Annotated in this window: 12 protein-coding genes; 4 read left to right on the top strand and 8 right to left on the bottom strand. The window is 39.1% G+C overall.

Features of this window, described 5'->3' with window-relative positions:
* Positions 1-27 precede the first annotated feature (27 nt).
* Positions 28-1,341, bottom strand: coding sequence for an adenosylhomocysteinase (ahcY, locus tag DQ356_RS00955; protein ID WP_114302808.1), 1,314 nt, complete (start codon positions 1,339-1,341; stop codon positions 28-30).
* A gap of 305 nt (positions 1,342-1,646) precedes the next feature.
* Between ahcY and DQ356_RS00950 the strand changes: the two genes are divergently transcribed.
* Positions 1,647-2,312, top strand: coding sequence for a 4'-phosphopantetheinyl transferase family protein (locus DQ356_RS00950; protein WP_114302591.1), 666 nt, complete (start codon positions 1,647-1,649; stop codon positions 2,310-2,312).
* Here DQ356_RS00950 and DQ356_RS00945 read toward each other — a convergent pair.
* The 3 genes from DQ356_RS00945 to porU all read right to left on the bottom strand — a co-directional run bounded on the left by DQ356_RS00945 (position 2,278) and on the right by porU (position 9,723).
* On the bottom strand, positions 2,278-4,539 hold the full coding sequence (locus DQ356_RS00945; protein ID WP_114302590.1) for an FUSC family protein: 2,262 nt from the start codon (positions 4,537-4,539) through the stop codon (positions 2,278-2,280). The genes DQ356_RS00950 and DQ356_RS00945 overlap by 35 nt on opposite strands.
* A gap of 88 nt (positions 4,540-4,627) precedes the next feature.
* A complete protein-coding gene (gene porV / locus DQ356_RS00940) occupies positions 4,628-5,797 on the bottom strand; it encodes a type IX secretion system outer membrane channel protein PorV (RefSeq protein WP_114302589.1) in 1,170 nt (389 codons plus the stop codon).
* A gap of 44 nt (positions 5,798-5,841) precedes the next feature.
* A complete protein-coding gene (porU, locus tag DQ356_RS00935; protein WP_114302588.1) occupies positions 5,842-9,723 on the bottom strand; it encodes a type IX secretion system sortase PorU in 3,882 nt (1,293 codons plus the stop codon).
* A gap of 160 nt (positions 9,724-9,883) precedes the next feature.
* Here porU and gldJ point away from each other — a divergent pair, with 160 nt between their 5' ends.
* Complete coding sequence (gldJ, locus tag DQ356_RS00930) at positions 9,884-11,482, top strand: gliding motility lipoprotein GldJ (protein WP_114302587.1); 1,599 nt, start codon at positions 9,884-9,886, stop codon at positions 11,480-11,482.
* 58 nt (positions 11,483-11,540) lie between these two features.
* On the top strand, positions 11,541-12,812 hold the full coding sequence (locus tag DQ356_RS00925; RefSeq protein WP_114302586.1) for a UDP-N-acetylmuramoyl-tripeptide--D-alanyl-D-alanine ligase: 1,272 nt from the start codon (positions 11,541-11,543) through the stop codon (positions 12,810-12,812).
* Here the strand turns inward: DQ356_RS00925 and DQ356_RS00920 are convergent.
* Positions 12,809-13,417 carry an NUDIX hydrolase gene (locus DQ356_RS00920; RefSeq protein ID WP_114302585.1) on the bottom strand — a complete coding sequence of 203 codons (609 nt, stop codon included), beginning with the start codon at positions 13,415-13,417 and terminating at the stop codon, positions 12,809-12,811. The genes DQ356_RS00925 and DQ356_RS00920 overlap by 4 nt on opposite strands.
* A gap of 32 nt (positions 13,418-13,449) precedes the next feature.
* Between DQ356_RS00920 and DQ356_RS00915 the strand changes: the two genes are divergently transcribed.
* The gene (locus tag DQ356_RS00915; protein ID WP_114302584.1) at positions 13,450-13,842 is read left to right on the top strand and encodes an SRPBCC family protein; all 393 of its coding nucleotides are present in this window, start codon (positions 13,450-13,452) and stop codon (positions 13,840-13,842) included.
* 52 nt (positions 13,843-13,894) lie between these two features.
* Here DQ356_RS00915 and DQ356_RS00910 read toward each other — a convergent pair whose 3' ends face one another.
* The 3 genes from DQ356_RS00910 to DQ356_RS00900 are packed head-to-tail and all read right to left on the bottom strand — an operon-like array spanning position 13,895 to position 16,856.
* Entirely contained in the window at positions 13,895-14,944 is a 1,050-nt protein-coding gene (locus DQ356_RS00910; RefSeq protein WP_114302583.1) for an anhydro-N-acetylmuramic acid kinase, read from the bottom strand.
* A gap of 46 nt (positions 14,945-14,990) precedes the next feature.
* Positions 14,991-15,578 carry an LPS export ABC transporter periplasmic protein LptC gene (gene lptC, locus DQ356_RS00905; protein ID WP_114302582.1) on the bottom strand — a complete coding sequence of 196 codons (588 nt, stop codon included), beginning with the start codon at positions 15,576-15,578 and terminating at the stop codon, positions 14,991-14,993.
* A gap of 3 nt (positions 15,579-15,581) precedes the next feature.
* Positions 15,582-16,856 carry a hypothetical protein gene (locus DQ356_RS00900; protein WP_114302581.1) on the bottom strand — a complete coding sequence of 425 codons (1,275 nt, stop codon included), beginning with the start codon at positions 16,854-16,856 and terminating at the stop codon, positions 15,582-15,584.
* Between the last annotated feature and the right edge of the window lie 113 nt (positions 16,857-16,969).

The following is a 16,969-nucleotide window of genomic DNA, read 5'->3' as shown; positions in this document are numbered from 1 at the left end:
GAAAATATTGTTTAAAGTTGAAAATTCTTAGTATCTGTAATATTCCGGCTTGTAAGGTCCTTCAACCTCTACTCCGATATATTGGGCCTGATCCTCGGAAAGAGTTTCAAGTTCCACACCGATTTTTTTCAGGTGAAGCATCGCTACTTTTTCATCAAGTTTCTTTGGTAACATGTAAACTTTATTTTCGTAAGCGTCGCTGTTTGTCCAAAGTTCAATTTGAGCCAAAGTCTGGTTCGAGAATGAATTACTCATCACAAAACTCGGGTGTCCTGTTGCACAACCCAGATTCACTAATCTTCCTTCTGCAAGAATAATGATGTCGTTTCCATCTACGTTATAAATATCAACCTGAGGTTTAACGGTAGATTTTGTAGAACCGTAATTGTCGTTCAGCCATTTCATATCGATTTCGTTATCGAAATGTCCGATGTTACAAACGATGGTTTTATCTTTCATTTTTTTGAAATGCTCACCTCTTACGATATTGAAATTTCCGGTAGTCGTGATAATGATATCCGCAGTTTCGATAACAGTATCCAGTTTTTTCACTTCATAACCTTCCATTGCGGCCTGAAGCGCGCAAATCGGGTCGATTTCAGTAACAGTAACGATCGATCCTGCACCTCTGAAAGAAGCGGCTGTTCCTTTACCTACATCGCCGTATCCGCAAACAATTACTCTTTTTCCGGCAAGCATCACGTCGGTCGCTCTTCGTACTGCATCTACTGCAGATTCGCGACATCCGTATTTGTTATCAAACTTCGACTTGGTTACAGAATCATTTACGTTAATAGCAGGCATTACCAAAGTTCCGTTGGCCATTCTTTCGTACAGGCGGTGAACACCTGTGGTGGTTTCTTCGGAAAGGCCTTTGATGTCTTTGGTTAGTTCCGGAAAACGGTCAAAAACCATATTCGTAAGGTCGCCGCCATCATCCAGAATCATATTAAGAGGTTTTCTGTCTTCTCCAAAAAATAAAGTCTGCTCAATACACCAGTCGAATTCCTCTTCATTCATCCCTTTCCAGGCATACACCGGAATTCCGGCAGCAGCGATAGCCGCCGCGGCGTGATCCTGAGTGGAGAAAATATTACAGGAAGACCAGGTAACTTCCGCGCCCAGTGCAATCAGCGTTTCAATCAGAACAGCAGTCTGTATCGTCATGTGCAGACATCCCGCAATTCTGGCACCCTTCAGCGGCTGAGAAGGTCCGTATTCTTCACGAATCGACATAAGGCCCGGCATTTCTGCTTCGGCAAGTTCGATTTCTTTTCTTCCCCATTCAGCCAGAGAAATATCTTTTACTTTATAAGGAATGTATTGTGTTGTAGTGTCCATTGAATTAATATTTGTGCAAAAATACAACAAATTCCTTAAACTGATTTCCCTTCCTCCTACGGAAATAAATATGTAATTTCCACTTTCTAAGATTGATTTATCCGTCATCCATCTCTCTAATTTAGTACAAGTGCTCAAAAGGCTGGTCAGCGATTTAAAAAAGCTGGGCAGGGTTATGATGAAGGATAAGAAATGATAAGTATTTTTCAGCTATTCTCAGGATCATTCGTTATCAGCATGAATTAAATATTTTGATTTTGTGCTTAAACTTTTGCAAATTTGCAGGGTTTAAAAAGCAATGCAATATGCCCTTCTATCAGGATTTTACCGATCAAAATGCGACAATTCTTTTCTGGAAATATGATGAGCAAGACCGGTTTAATCATGAAGAACTTATAGAAGCTGAAAATTTCGGCAAAGTAGAAAACTATCATCCCAAGAAACTTCAGGAGTATCTGATGATCCGCCAGATGCTGAAGAAGCTGCTTCCGGAACATAAAATTCTTTATAAAACCATCGGGCAGCCGTATCTTTTTCCTAAGGATTATTTTATTTCCATCACCCATTCGTTTCCGTTTGCGTCTTTGGCGATTTCAAAAAAAAGGGTAGGGATTGATATTGAGCGGATAATGCCCAAAATTCTGAGAATCAAACACAAGTTTTTGCATCCTTCAGAAATTTCATGGACTGAAAATGAAGATGAGGTGGAATTTCTTACGGTAATCTGGGTTATCAAAGAAGCTTTATACAAACTGCACCCCAGCAAATATTGGTCTTTAAAAAAGCATTATGAAGTGGATCAATTCAGTCTAAATGATCTTTCAAAAGTTCGATGCCGTGTTTTTGATGAAAATTTTGAAGACTTTTACGACGCCACCGTTACTAAAATTGAGGATTTTTATTTTGCCATTATTGAAGAACAGCATCAGATCAATTTTAAGATTCCTCCGAAGGATGTACTCCATCTATAACCGCATACTTCTCGGTAACTCTCCTTTGTTCCAGAGCGACATCATATAAAAGTTCTAATATTTCCTGAATGCTGGTAAGTTCGGTAAGTCTTGATATCCGGCTCGGGTCGCGGCGGTCAAAGAATTCTTCTTCCAGAATTTCCTCTTTTCTTTTTACCAAAAGCTGCTGAACACGGTCGTCCGTTTTTATCGAAATCCGATCAGAATCCGGTTGGCTTTCTCTGCCGCTCAGCAGATCCAGTGTGTGGCTCAGTTCAGCAAGGATTTTGCGCTCCCAGTTTTCAAAATCAATCTCTGAAAAATGATGAGGTGATTGAGAATACTGCGCCAGCGAAGCAGTGTAAGCGGTAATTAAATGGGAGGTGGTGACAAACTGATGTACACTTTCCATTTTCTTCTGCTGATTCTTAGGGTCGGAAAGCAGTCGCTGGAAACTGTCGGAAAGGTTCGCCAGACTGATGATGGCGTCTTTTCTTCTCATTCTGTATTCTTCATCATCAGGGCTTTTGTATTCTATTTTCTTGATCACATTTTTGAAATATCTGAGGTTAGCCAATGTAGATTTCTCCATTAATTTACTGTTCTGTGTATGTTCCCAAACAGGTAAAATAAAATAAGAAACTGCAGCAGCGATAATACCTGCAATGGTGGTATCCAGAATCCGGTCACGGAAAATAAGATTTACATTTCCGGGATTCAGAAAATTGAAAGTGATAAAAATATAGATGGTCATGAAGAAAACAGCAGTGGCATATTTTTCTTTTAATAAAGTGAAACACAGAAGCATAGAGGTAAACAAAATACCGAGAAGCAAGGTGTCATTTTTTACGAAAATAAGCAGGAGATATGCTGCTACGGCGCCGGATGCGGTTCCGTAAAGCCGCAGCAGATTCCGGTGTTTTGTAGTGCTGTAAGCGGGCCGCATGATGGCGACGATAGTAATGAGAATCCAGTAGGAATGGCCAATTTCTGATGTTCCCAACAGTGAAACGGCATATCCGATAAGCAAGGCTGTCGTCAACCGTACCGCATGCCGGAAATGGGACGACTTCAAAGAAAGGTTATTGAGAAGCACTCTTGAGTTGAGCTGTTCCTGTTTCGGAACGAATTTGTCATAATCCAGACCGGAGGAAAGACTTTTTATATTCCTCAGATCCTGAGAGAAAACTTTGTGAATAATTTTAACATCATCGGCCACCTCACTTATCCTATAAAGAATGAGCCGAAGCGCCATGAAATTTTCCAAAGTTTCCGCTGACATTTTTCTTTTGCGCAGATGGAAATAAATATTGTACACCTTTTGAAGTTCCGCATCTATGTCTCGCGAAGGATGGCTTTTGGTTCCGCTCTGCAAGGCAATTCCAATATGGGTCACTTCTTCTGCGAGATCATTCAGAAAGCGATGAATCGCAGGAAGGATAGGGGTTTTTCCGAAATGAGCGTGTAAATTCGCATAGTTTTGATCGCTGGTCATCAGTTTTTCATAAAAATCGATCGCATCCAGAAACATCAGCATCAGGAGCCGGCTGGTGGTGGTAGCTTCGTTTACAATGGTTCTGGTCTTAAAAACCATTTCTCTTGTTTCCTCCTGTAGATTCTTAATCACGATTTGTTTGGAAATCACTTCCTGATACAGTGCATCCAGATCTGCATTTTTTTGATAAAATTTCGCTTTTATTTTCAGATATTCTGCCAGCTCCAGATAATTTTCACCAATCATCTGGCTGGCAAGCTTGTACGGCTGAAGTCGTGAAACCAGCAGAAAAATTAGTAAAAACCATATTCCGCCCGCAATAAACGTGACTATATTTTTAAATTCCCAAGTCTGTGAGAAATGTACATCAATAAAAATGGAGAAAACCACCAAAGTTAATCCGCCCACCGCAGCCAATCTTTGTCCATACACACCTAAAAGAGTGAAAAACATCCCGAAGACAACAATTCCTAAAAAAACCAAAGCAGGGTATCCCTGAATGAAACTCGCAACAGAGATGACAGTAAGAAAGGAAATGATGGCTAAAATAAGGGAGTTTCTTCTTCGGATAAAAGGACCTGCCATATCCGTGAGCCCTACGAAACTGGTTCCCAGCGGAAATAGGAAATACTCTTTCAGCAAACCGAAATAAGCCAGAATTACGCTGGGAATAATGATCGCCAATGCAACCCTCGCCCCGGAATAAATATACTGGCTGGTAATGAATTTCTGTATTTCGGATTTGTAGTTCAAGAAAATGGGAGATATATATGCAAAATTAGCCTTATTTTTACAAAAAAAGCCCCGTTTACGGAGCTTTATAAAGTGTTTATATTATCTTTTAATAATCGTTGGCGTTCATTGTGTCGTCACCAATATGCCAGGTGAGGCCAAATCTCAACGTATTGTCTAATGCTGTATTCAGTTTCGACGTATTGAGCAAGTAAGAGACATCCAGTGAAAAAGCGTTGTATTTTAATCCGACACCGGCGGTAGCAAACTGTCTTGCTCCTTGTTCTTCACTTTCATGGAAATAACCTCCTCTTACAAAAAACGCGTTATCATAAGCGTACTCCAATGCACCCGAAAACATAATGCTGTTTGGATTTTTGAATGATTTCCCAACTCCTTCCAGCACTCCTACATTAGGAACTTCATAAATCGGCCTTTCAGTTCTTGGGTCAATTCTTACCAGTTCAGCACCGGGAACAAGAAGTTTGGAAGCTTCTGCACTGAATCCTATGCGATTGACATCATCAATGAAAACATCGTATCCTACACCCAATCTTGCCATCGTTGGAAGATAACTTCTGGATTCTTCGTCGCCGGTATAATCCAGTTTCGGGCCTAAATTCTGTACTGCCAATCCGGCATTTATTTTATTGTCCATTCCGCCTAAACCGGAGAAACGTGGACTGGTATAATAAGAGGAAATATCAACAGAGAAAGAATTCGCAGCTTTCAGTGTAGTATCGGTATTGAAACCACCTGAAAAATCTGAACGGATGAATCTACCGGTTACTGCCATTGAAAAAGAATCGGCAAGTCTCAACGCATAGGCAACGTCTATTGCAAATTCGTTAGGTTTTGAGACCCCTTCATCATTGACCACGTTGGGTGAAGTTAAACTTGTTAATTGAACCTCTCCCATATTGAAATAATAAAGGCTGGCAGAAATAGTAGAGCGTTCTTCCTGACCCAGAAATCTGAAATAGGAACCGTAAAGTAAAAAAACATCGTTAGTAAGCTTGCCCATATATGGTGTATAGTTCACCCCAACGCCGGATAAACTTCTGCTGAAAGGATATTTTGCTGCATTCCAGAATTGTGAAAAAACATCAGCGGAGGTAGCAACACCTTGGTCACCCATACCTCCTGCACGTGCATCGGGAGCTACTCTAAGGAAAGGCGCCCCTGTAAGTACAGGCCTGATTTTGCTTAAGTCTTGTGCAAAAACCGTTACACTGGCTCCTAAACCCAATCCTAAAAGCAGTTTTTTTGTAAAATCCATATAGTTATTTTTAATCTTTCAAATATATAAATTATTTTAAAATATTATCGTAATAATACCATTTTTTCTATTGCTGTAGCACCTCCTTTGCATTTCTCCTGATTTTGGCTTCGTGCAAATATCTTAAAAATATAGGTTCCTTTTCCTACAGCGTCTCCGAAATCATCTTTTCCGTCCCAGCCAATTGAATGGCGCGGAGTTCTGAATCCCTGCAGGAAAGGTTCTGCCATTACGGTCTGGCTGATCGTTTTAACCAGTTTTCCAGTGATGGTAAAGATTTGTACATTGACGTCAAGGATATCGTCGCAGTTATGCTCAAAATGGATATAGGTTTTATCCGTAAACGGATTAGGCCAGTTCAGCGGCCTGTTGATCACGAGATTTTGGCTTGCTTCATCTTTTACTATAAACCTTAACGTTTCAGTAGTAGAATTATTGTTAATATCCCAAACTCTGAAGGTTAATGTATGTTCACCCGGAGCAAGGTTTCTGAACGGATAGGTAACACTTCCTTTCTGGTATTCGGCCAGCGTAGGATTCAGGCAGCCATTTCCGTCGCCCGGATTGTAGAAATCATTCAGTACAGTGGTGTTGATAATTTGTCCGTCAAGATAGGTAATGATATCGTGGCCAATTCCGGCTCCAGTTGAATTGATTCCGGTATCGTCGGTAACACAAGCTAAAAGCATGGGATTTTGATCGGTAATTCCACCATCAGCAAAATTGGTATTATTCATATATAATTTTACTCTCGGAGGTTCATTGTCATTAATACCGTTCGGGTTAATATCACCAATTTGATACGGTTGGTTCTGGAAAACATCTTCTACATTATTATCTGCATAAGCGATAATTCTTCCGGTTCCAACCGTGTAATTAATATCATTCGGAACATAAAATTCCACAGTAAATTGTCCGTTGACTGCCGTTCCGGAAGCTTTTACAATAGGGCTTCCTTCTTCGGTATAATGCAAAATCGGAGTAAGATTTCCATCATTATTCAAAGTGCTTTTATTGACTCTTTTATCAAAAATATTGACAATCACTTTTCCGTTGAAACCTGTGTTTACTGTTCCGTTTGGATGGTTGATATGCCCTGTAATTTTAACAAAATCCAAAGCTCTTATCTGGCCAGGCACCGGACTTTCGATATTATCAATGAATAATAATTTTTTAGGGCGGCTTAGTTTCATTGCAGGGTCGCCGAGGTAGTTTACCTTCAGGTGATCGCTGCTGCCTCCATAATTTTTCTTGGCTGTTAAATGAGCATTTCCTAAGGTTTCAAAATCTTCAGCAGCATTCAGCGTAAAAATAGATTTGGTGAAAGCGCCGGAAAAAGTTTCACCATATCCTACGTTTACGGCACGGCTGGAAGTAATCATCGTAGCCGCTCCGCCGCTTTTATGCTTGATGAATTGTTCACCAACGGAATAAGTATCGTGATCATCCCAGAGCGTGAATTCACAGGTTATGGTGGAAACAAACGGAAATCGGCTGTAGACGGATGAAAAATTATTGAGGCCTTGCACTTCATTGGTAGTCAGAACTCTTTCCTGAGACCAACCGTTGATACCGCCATGTCCGAAATAAAATAAATATAAACTGTTACCGATATCATTCGCAATCGCTTGGTTCACCTGTGGATATCTTTGTCCAGCAGCAGTGCTTTCTGCGGGAAAAGCGTCCATATATAATTTTCTGACATTGTATTCCGGTTTATCTGTTGTTCCTTCAAAAACTTCTTCCAACGCAGTATTCATAATAGTATGAAAAGGAGTTCCGCCGTCTTTGTCATCATCTACTACAAAATCCAGTTTCATTCGCCAAATCCCGAAAGGGGAAGATTGCCCCGGTAAACTGTTATAGTACGCTAAGGTCTTGTCTATCATGGTTTTGGCTTCCTGAGGATTGGCGGCAGGAATTCTTCCAATCGGAAGATCCGGAATTACAAACCCTAAATTAGTAGTGGTTTGTGGTGATGTCATTACGAAATAATCATCCGTCACAAAGGAAGTTACATAATTGCCGCTTTCCTCGCTCTGATAACTGGGTACGATGTTATAACTGTTCGGTGTTTTGTGTTTGAAATCATAAGTAGCATCTCCCAAAATGAAAACATATTTCAGGCTTCCCGCAGGAGTGTTGAGATGCGTGACAAAGTCTCGGATGGCAGTAAGATCCTGCCCGCCGCTGCTGTATTCATTATATATTTTATGAATATCAACAATCTGGGTGTTGAAATTATTTTTTGTCTGATGATAATTGGCCAGTCTTTGAGCCTGCATCATCATTTCAGGACGTGTGAGGATGAGATAATCTACATTCTGCAGCGCCTGGAGATTCTGGTTTTCCACTTTTCCTACAAATGTTGGCTGATAAGCTGCATCTGCACGAAAAGCGACAAATTCATTATTGAAGTCAGGATTATTGGTAATGTATCCAAAATTAAAAATACTGCTTCCGGAAGCTTTGTTCACTCTTCGGTTCGCATTGGTAATATCCGTCACATCCCATATTTGCTCCACTGCAGATGCATTGGAAACCGAAAATCCATACGTCTGCCCGGATCCACTCACCAGAGAAAAATCCCTGAAATTCATTTGACTACCGTTAAATGCTAAATTTTCTTTATACTGAATTTCTAAATAATCGAAATAAAAAGTACCATTAGGGTTCACAGAAATATTGGGCTCATAGTTAAAAGTAAAAGTGGTTCCCTGTGCATTATTCAATGTTCCGGTAAAACGCATCGGAACAAAATCTGGTGTGTTGGCGGTGGTAGATATGGTTTGCGTGGCAGGATTCTGATTGTTAATATTAAAAGCCAGCGAATTTCCCTGCGCTTTATAGCCTATCACCTGCGTTCTGTAAAGAACTTGTTCTCCCGGCAGAGGAGCAGAAAGTGTGTTGATACTGACTGATTTAGAATTGGTAAACGGTTGGTCATCTACCCAAACTTTTCCTAATTTCAAAAGGTTTCTCTTTTCTTCATTGATGACCTGATATTCATCATACCTGGTAATAAGATTCGCTGGAAGTGCAGCATCCATGGTGGTTACCCTTTTACCCGGTCCTTTGTCAAAAGTAATAAAGTAGTAAGAAAAATCTTCGTAAATATTTTTTACATTGTTGCTTCGGTCGGTTCTTGTATCGGTTCTTTTAAAGCCATTTCCGTTGGTGGTATTATAAAGATTATATCCGTCCGGCCCCTGAGCGTAAAAAAGAGCATAATCGCCGTCGTTCCAAACGCCATCATCCTCACCCGTTACTTGTATCGCATTCTCCTGAAGGGCACTGTATCGTTTATTTTGATTGTGTTCCGGAAGAATAAGGCCACCGTTGCCATAAATTCTTAAATTTTTCGGATTCACACTGCCTGCATTTATGCCTATACTTTGTAGGAAATCTTTGGTGATTTTAAAGATCCCTGACTTGTCGACTTTAATTTTATAAAAATTACCTGAGGCCAACGGATTGTCTGTGCTGCCAATTTTCTGGAGCATACTACCGCCTTTTTCTGTTTCGGTCATCTCGAATGAAGAAAGCCTGAGGATTTTCCCGTCAATTTTTTTGAACAAGCCAACACTCACCAGTGCAGTTCTGCCGTTTTCTCCGTTTACATAGGAAACATCGGTAGTTTCAAACTCCGGAAGGTTGTTTCTGTCCAGGTCATAAAGCTCTCTTTCTGCTACATTTTCCCATTGTAAGTTGGTAATTTTTATATCTTTTTCACGGATATTTTGTTTGGTGTGAATAAATATATTATTTTGGTCAAATGAAAAACCATTATTTCGGAAGCTGGGCAGATTTATTTTTACATGACCAAAGTCATTAATTTTTGCACCCTCCCACTGAATGGTTATTTTCTGGGAGAAAAGAAGCGCGATGGATTGAAATAAAAAAAGAATAAAAAGATAACGTCTCATTTTTGAATTTAATTTCAGGAATACAAATTAAACGAAAATTTTAAAATAATAATGTGATACAATAAAATAAATTTATAATCGTTTGAAAAAAATCAAAACAATTCTTGATTAATTGATAAATTTATTATTTCTTTGTACTTTGAAAATATTTATACTGACTATGAAAAAACTAAAGTTGTTTTCATTAATAGCATTAAGTTCAGCTTTCGTATTAACCAGTTGTGGGGGATCAGCATCCGGAGGAGGTACCAAAAGTTTTGTAAGTAAAACAGGATGGAAACCTAACGAATCAAGAGGATGGTTTTTTGCAGGAAAAATGCAGAAACAGAAAGGCTGGCCCGGAATGGTATACGTAGAAGGTGGAACGTTTACAATGGGATTAGTGAAAGATGATGTAATGCATGATTGGAATAACTCTCCCCGCAGAATGCAGGTGAGTTCATTCTACCTTGGAGAAACTGAAATCACCAATTATGAATATCGGGAATACCTTACCTGGTTAAAATATGTTTTCCCGCCGTCTGACCCAAGTTACCGCGAAATCTATAATGGAGCTTTGCCCGATACCCTTCTTTGGGATAACGAGCTTTCCCGTAACGATTTTTCAGAAACCTATTTCAGATCGCCGGAATTTGATTACTATCCGGTAGTAGGTGTAAGTTGGAGCCAGGCAAACAAGTATTGTGAATGGCTAACCGACAGAGCCAACGAAAAAGCACTGATGGATGCCGGAATTATTTCCAAAGATCTTTATATTAACGAGTCAAATAACCAAGGAGGTACAGCTTTCAATATGGATAAGTTTAAAGCAAACGATCCGGATATGGCAGCTTACATCAATGAACAAAGACTCGCTCAAAAATCTGGAATGAGAACAGCAAATCAAAGATTGCTGGCTGCCAACAGGTCTCCTGCGGCACCTTTAGTTCAAAAATTCAGACTTCCTACAGAAGTAGAATGGGAATTCGCAGCATTGGGAACTCAAAAGAACAGAGAGTATAATAATATCTTAGGTAAAAACCCTCAAATTGAAAACCTTCGAGGTAAAAGAGGAAGAAATCAGGGGTTATTTCTTGAGAATTTCAAAAACGGAATCGGAGATTACTCAGGAGTTCCAGGATGGAAAAATGATGGATCAGCGTACACATCAGACGTAAAACAATACCCAGCAAGTGATCTTGGGCTTTATGGAATGTTCGGAAACGTTGCGGAATGGACAGCCGATGTTTACAGGCCTATCATAGATGCTGATTACAGTGACTTCAATTATTACAGAGGAAATGCGCCGCAAAGAATCGTTAGAAATGGCGATGGCTCTTACAGAAGAGTAGATGACGGAAGCATCCAATACGATACGCTTGCGGATGGAAAATTGCTTTACAGAAGTCTTCCAGGACAGTTTGAAAGAGAAACCATTGCTGACTACAGTAATTTCAGAGATGGCGACAGACAGTCTTCTTTGGATTTCAGAACACAGGCAGACAGTGCTAACGGAAGCTACAACATGTATAACGCACCAAGAAGAGATTTCTTTGTAGATGCGAATGGTAGAGTTGTTCTTCAGAATGATACTGCTTCCAGAACTTCAGCAATCTCTAATGAGGTGAGAGTTGTAAAAGGTGGATCTTGGCAGGATACAGCATATTGGCTAGATCCGGGACAAAGAAGATTCAAAAATCAACACACTGGATATAAATGGATCGGATTCCGCGTAGCACAGGATGCGAGAGGAGCTGATAAGAACAGAACAAGAAGATAAAAGTCTTTTAAATAACAGAATCCTTCCATTCTTTGGAAGGATTTTTTATTTTTGAAACATGAATACAGAAGCGTTTTATCCTTTCGTTCTTCAATGCAATAAAGTCTCTATAGATAGCAGAGCAGTTGAGAAAAATGATATTTTTTTTGCCTTTTCAAGTGAACGTTTTAATGCGGCTGCCACAGCACAAGAAGCTGTAGAAAATGGAGCTTTGGCAGTGATTGTAGAACAAAAGGAATATGAGAATATCGCTAATAATATTTTCTATGTACCTTCTACTTTATTGTTTTTACAGGAAATTGCAAAATACCACCGAAATCGGTTACAAATTCCTGTAATAGCATTGACCGGAAGTAACGGAAAAACTACAACTAAGGAACTGATTCATGCTGTGCTTTCTCAGAAATTTAATACCCAATACACTTTCGGTAATCTGAACAATCATATTGGGGTTCCATTGACGCTGTTATCCATAAAACCCGAACACGAAATGGCAGTAATTGAAATGGGTGCGAATCATCAAAAAGAAATAGAATTGCTGTGTGAAATTGCGCAACCTGATATCGGTTACATCACTAATTTCGGAAAAGCCCATTTAGAAGGATTTGGTGGTTTTTCCGGAGTGATCAAAGGAAAATCTGAACTTTATGATTTCCTGAAAGCTGATAATAAAACCATTTTGGTGAATGAAAATGATCCTATTCAGGTTGAAAAAACTGAGGGTTATCATAACAAAATAACCTTTGGAAGCCCAGAATCTGATTATTATTTTGAACATTTTTCTCAAGAACATTCTGTAGGTATAGAATATAAAGGTGAGAAAATATTAAGTAACCTTACAGGAAATTATAATTTCTCGAATCTCTGTGCAGCAGCCAGTTTAGGTTTGTATTTCGGAGTATCTGTAAGCAGGATTAAGAATGCAGTAGAGCAATATATGCCCACAAATATGCGGTCACAAATCGTAGAGAAAAATGATCAACTTCTGGTGCTGGACACCTATAATGCCAACCCAAGTTCTATGGCTGAAGCGCTGAAAAATTTTCAGAGTTTTGAAGGTTCTAAAACCATCATCATCGGAGATATGCTGGAGTTAGGCGAAGAGAGTCTGCACGAGCATACTGCTATCCTGGAAATGGCTCAAGATCTCGGATTTGATGAAATTATTACCGTCGGAAAACATTTTTCGGAAACGGGTATTTCTGAGAAATCTTATGAAAATACTGAATCCCTGATTTCAGCAGTTAAAAATCAACCAATACTTTCCAAAAATATCCTTTTGAAAGCGTCGCGGGGAATTGCTCTGGAAAGAATCCTGGAGTATATTTAAAGGTTTTTCTCCCAAACTTCGTCCAGAATCAATTTGATATTGTGGAAAGTAGAAGGAAATACTTCCTGCTGAATACGATGATTATTTTTCCATTCTACAGCAGTTATTCCCTCTTCAGTTTGCGGCACCGGATTTTTGTTGCCTACATAACTCATCTTAAACCAATACGTAATTTTCAATATCCGATCTCCATTTCGTTCGGTGTAAATATGAAAAGTATTATTGATGAAATCTTCCAGAATAATCTCCTCAAGGCCTGTTTCTTCCTGAACTTCACGCACTGCGGCTTGTTCTAAAGATTCACCTTTCTCTATTTTTCCTTTCGGTAAATCCCACTTTCCCAACCTTCTTATAAAAAGAATTTCATTATTCTGATTGCTCACAATACCGCCGGCAGATTCCACAACGGTAAAAAGATGGGTAAAATCTTCCCAAAGTTCAGCCAGATTTTCACTGTACACATTCAATTCAGGACAAGAAGTGTTTTGCAAAAGGTCTACAGCAATTTCTAAAGTCGCAAATCCCTCGTAACGAAGCTTTTTTTCGATTTCTTCAGGATATTTACTGAGGGTTAATTTTTTCTCGTTCACAAAAACTTTATACATTTGCATGACTTTAATCTTACAAAAATATAAAAATGAATTTAGAAGGAAGAAAAATAATATTAAATAAACCCGTTGCCGAACTTGTGGAACTCCTCAAAGATCCGCAACAATATGAACAATTGATGCCGGATGGACTACAGAAATTTGAAGCCATAGCTGATGGTTTTAAATTTTCATTGAAAGGAATGCCGGAAATTGCACTGAAAGTCGGAGAAGTGAATGAAAACAAAGCGATACTGAGATCCGCAAGTTCCAGTTTAGATTTTGAACTGACTACAGCTATGAACGCAGTTTCTGAAAATCAAACTGAGATCCAAATGTTTTTTGAAGGAAAATTCAACCCGTTTATTAAAATGATGGTGGAAAAACCTCTTCAGAATTTCATGAATGCGCTTACGGATAAAATTGAAAAACGCTACGCATAAAGCATTTTTGATTCGGATAACAAGCCACCCGTCCCAGGTGGTTTTTTAATTTCTAAACCAATATTCCGGAACAGTGATTTTCAGGACTTCCGGTAGCAGTGCTCAGCACGTTGTTTTCTCCATTAATTCTTAAAACTCCCATCAGTGCAAAAATAAGAGCTTCTTTAAAATTCACAATTTCCGAAGAAGGAATGACCAAAGTAGTGTCGCAAAGTTTTTGTATTTCTTCAATTAAATTTTTATTATAAGCTCCACCTCCAGTCACCAATGTGTTTTTCAAACCAAACCTTGTCAATACTTTTGCGATTTGTTCAGCAACATGCGCCGTAAAAGTAGCCAATGCATCTTCAGGATTTAAGGGATTCAGTTTAGGAAGAATTTCGGTAATCACCCATTCTGCACCCAAAGATTTTGGAGGCGCTTGCTGATAAAACTTTAGGCTATTCACGGTTTCCAGCGTTCCCTGGTTCACCGTTCCGGCTGATGCTAACTGTCCGTCTTTATCAAATTTTTCTCCCTTTTTCTCAGCAAAATAATTCATCACCATATTCACCGGACAGATGTCAAAAGCAATTCTTTTTCCTTGATGAATAAATGAAATATTGGAGAAACCGCCCAAATTGAGACAAGCGTCATATTCGCTGAACAAAAGCTGGTCTCCGATGGGAACTAAGGGAGCACCATTGCCTCCCATCAAGACATCTTGGCTCCTAAAATCATATACCACAGGAAGAGAATTCAGAATTTTGATGGCTCTTCCGTCTCCGATTTGAAGGGTAAATTTATTTTGTGGCTGATGAAATACGGTGTGCCCGTGCGAGGCGATGACATCTATTTTTGTAAGCTGATTCTGATCAATAAATCTTTTTACCATTTGGCCTAAATAGAAACCATATTCAGAATGCAAAGCACAAAGTTGTTCCGCAGACAAAGTCATCGCATTGCGAAGCTTATTTTCCCAAAAACTATCGTAAGGAAGAGTTTCAGCAATCAAAAGTTTGAAACTCCAATCTGCATTATTTTTCTTTTCAAAAGAAGCATAGCAAATGTCCAGTCCGTCAAGGCTGGTTCCGGACATGAGTCCGATGGCGGAGAAATGCATGGGTTTTATTTTGGATAAAAATACTTATTTTCAGGAAAGTATAGAATTACTTTTCACTTTCAGGGATTTTCTTGGTGCTGATATCTCCGGAATTGTTGTAAAAAGTGTATTCAGAAAAATCATCTTTCGCCCGCATTCCCTGTGTTGCCACCAAAGTAGAACCGTCTTTATCGGTAACATATACCGTATCTGAAGTGTAAATTTCTTTCTTTTTCCGGTCCCAGAAAATGGTTTCCATCAGAAAAGTTTGTCCTTCAGAAGTGACTACTTTCACATTTCCTTTGGCTTCATAAAAGTTTTTGAGTTCCGTCATCTTGGCGTATTTCGCCGTAATGGTTCCGGGTTGTTTGGGGTTCTTTTTATCGAAATACTGAATATTAATACCTTTTCTCGCCACAACATACGGAGTATCTATCAGCTCAAATTTCTCGATAAGAGGAGCTGTAGCGCGCATTTTTATCAGGCCGGAATCCCGCTGAATAATATTGGCATCATAAATGATCTGTGACGGGAAGTTTAATTTCTTATCAGCAGCATTCATCGCCGTAAGATCATCATCACAGGATATAAAAAATATAGCACAACTAAGAAGTAATGCTATAATTTTTGAAGGTATCTGTGAAGTTTTGTTCATGTTTTAGTTGTACAATCTCTTCATAAACCATTTATCAGCAAAATTGAAACCGATTTTCAGGTTGATAAAATTCTGATTGACTAAGTTGTTGTCTTTGGTTCCTCTTTTTCCGAGTTCAATGGCAACATCCAAACCGGTCATCCTGTTCAGTGACGCATTCTTGAAAGGGAATTTAGCTCCTAAAGTTATTCCGAATTCATTGATATCGGTATTGTTGATACTGAGGTTTCCTTTTTCATAATAAGCTCCGTATCTGTACACCACACGCTGGAAATAGTTTCTGAAATTATTGGCATCCGGCAAAATCCATCCTCCTGCGGAAACGCGGTAAGAGTCTTTGTATTGTGCTTTATGGCCAAGGAATTGAAGGTCTTCTCCTTTGCGATAATCTACCTGAGTCCCTACAAACCATCTTGCAGTATGCCCGAATCCGGCACCTAAAGAAAACTCGACCGGCAACAGGTTGTCCTGTTTGGTTTCTACCTGATCTACAATACTTTCGTTTACTTTGACACCATTACCGTTGTAAAAGTAAGTACTGTTGGTATAATAAGATTGAGGATTTGAAGTATTTCCAAAAGTTGCCGTAGCCCCCAGCGTCATTTTGCGGTCGTTACTGTATTTTTTTTGATACGTAGTTCCCGCTGTGAAATTGAAATTTGCGATTTCATTTCGGGTTTCATATCCATTGATCAATTCAGCATTCGAGTAAGCCAATTCATCAATATCATGCAGGTTTCCGAAATAATAATTGGTTCGTAATCCTAACGCAAACTCCGGACTTATTTGATATGAAACTGCGGCTTGCACAGTGCTCACAGTTCCTTCGCCACGGTAGCGGTTGGCTTTCACGGTTCCGTCAGCCAAGGTTTCAGAAACTAAAACGTCATATCTTTTAGAACTGTATGGTTGGTATCCTAATCCGAACTTCACCTTGTTGGATAAAGGAAATGCTATAGAAATGTTGGATAAGTAAGTTGAATGCTTGTTGTCCTTGTAATTATTAAAATTGGAACTGAAATAATTATTTTCGTTGGTAGCTTCTATTTTAATGGAAGTCAGTTGCAGATTTTCATTGGCAGCAGGGTTTTTAAAATTGAAACTGCTGGTGAAATCTGTAATATAAGCTGTAGAAATTCCCGCCATGGCAGAGTTTTCTACAGTATTGTCATATTTCACATCTCCTATTCCGTATGCAGCATAAGGTGAATTGCCAATGTTCTGCGCATGCAGAAAAAAGCCTGCTGTGATGAACGATAAGATGAAAATTTTTCTCATTCCCGTTTTTTAAAATAATGGGCAAATATCTTAATTATTACTGAATTGAGAAAATTTAGTTTCGTAAAGTTTTGTTAAGCAGGAGTGATGCGAAGGATCAGAAAATAAGGTAC

Origin of the sequence: Chryseobacterium lacus (assembly GCF_003336205.1) — a bacterium.
In the GTDB taxonomy this organism is placed as follows: Bacteria; Bacteroidota; Bacteroidia; order Flavobacteriales; family Weeksellaceae; genus Chryseobacterium_A; species Chryseobacterium_A lacus.
Note: the sequence above shows the minus strand (reverse complement) of the source record. Positions and strands in the feature narration are given on the sequence as shown.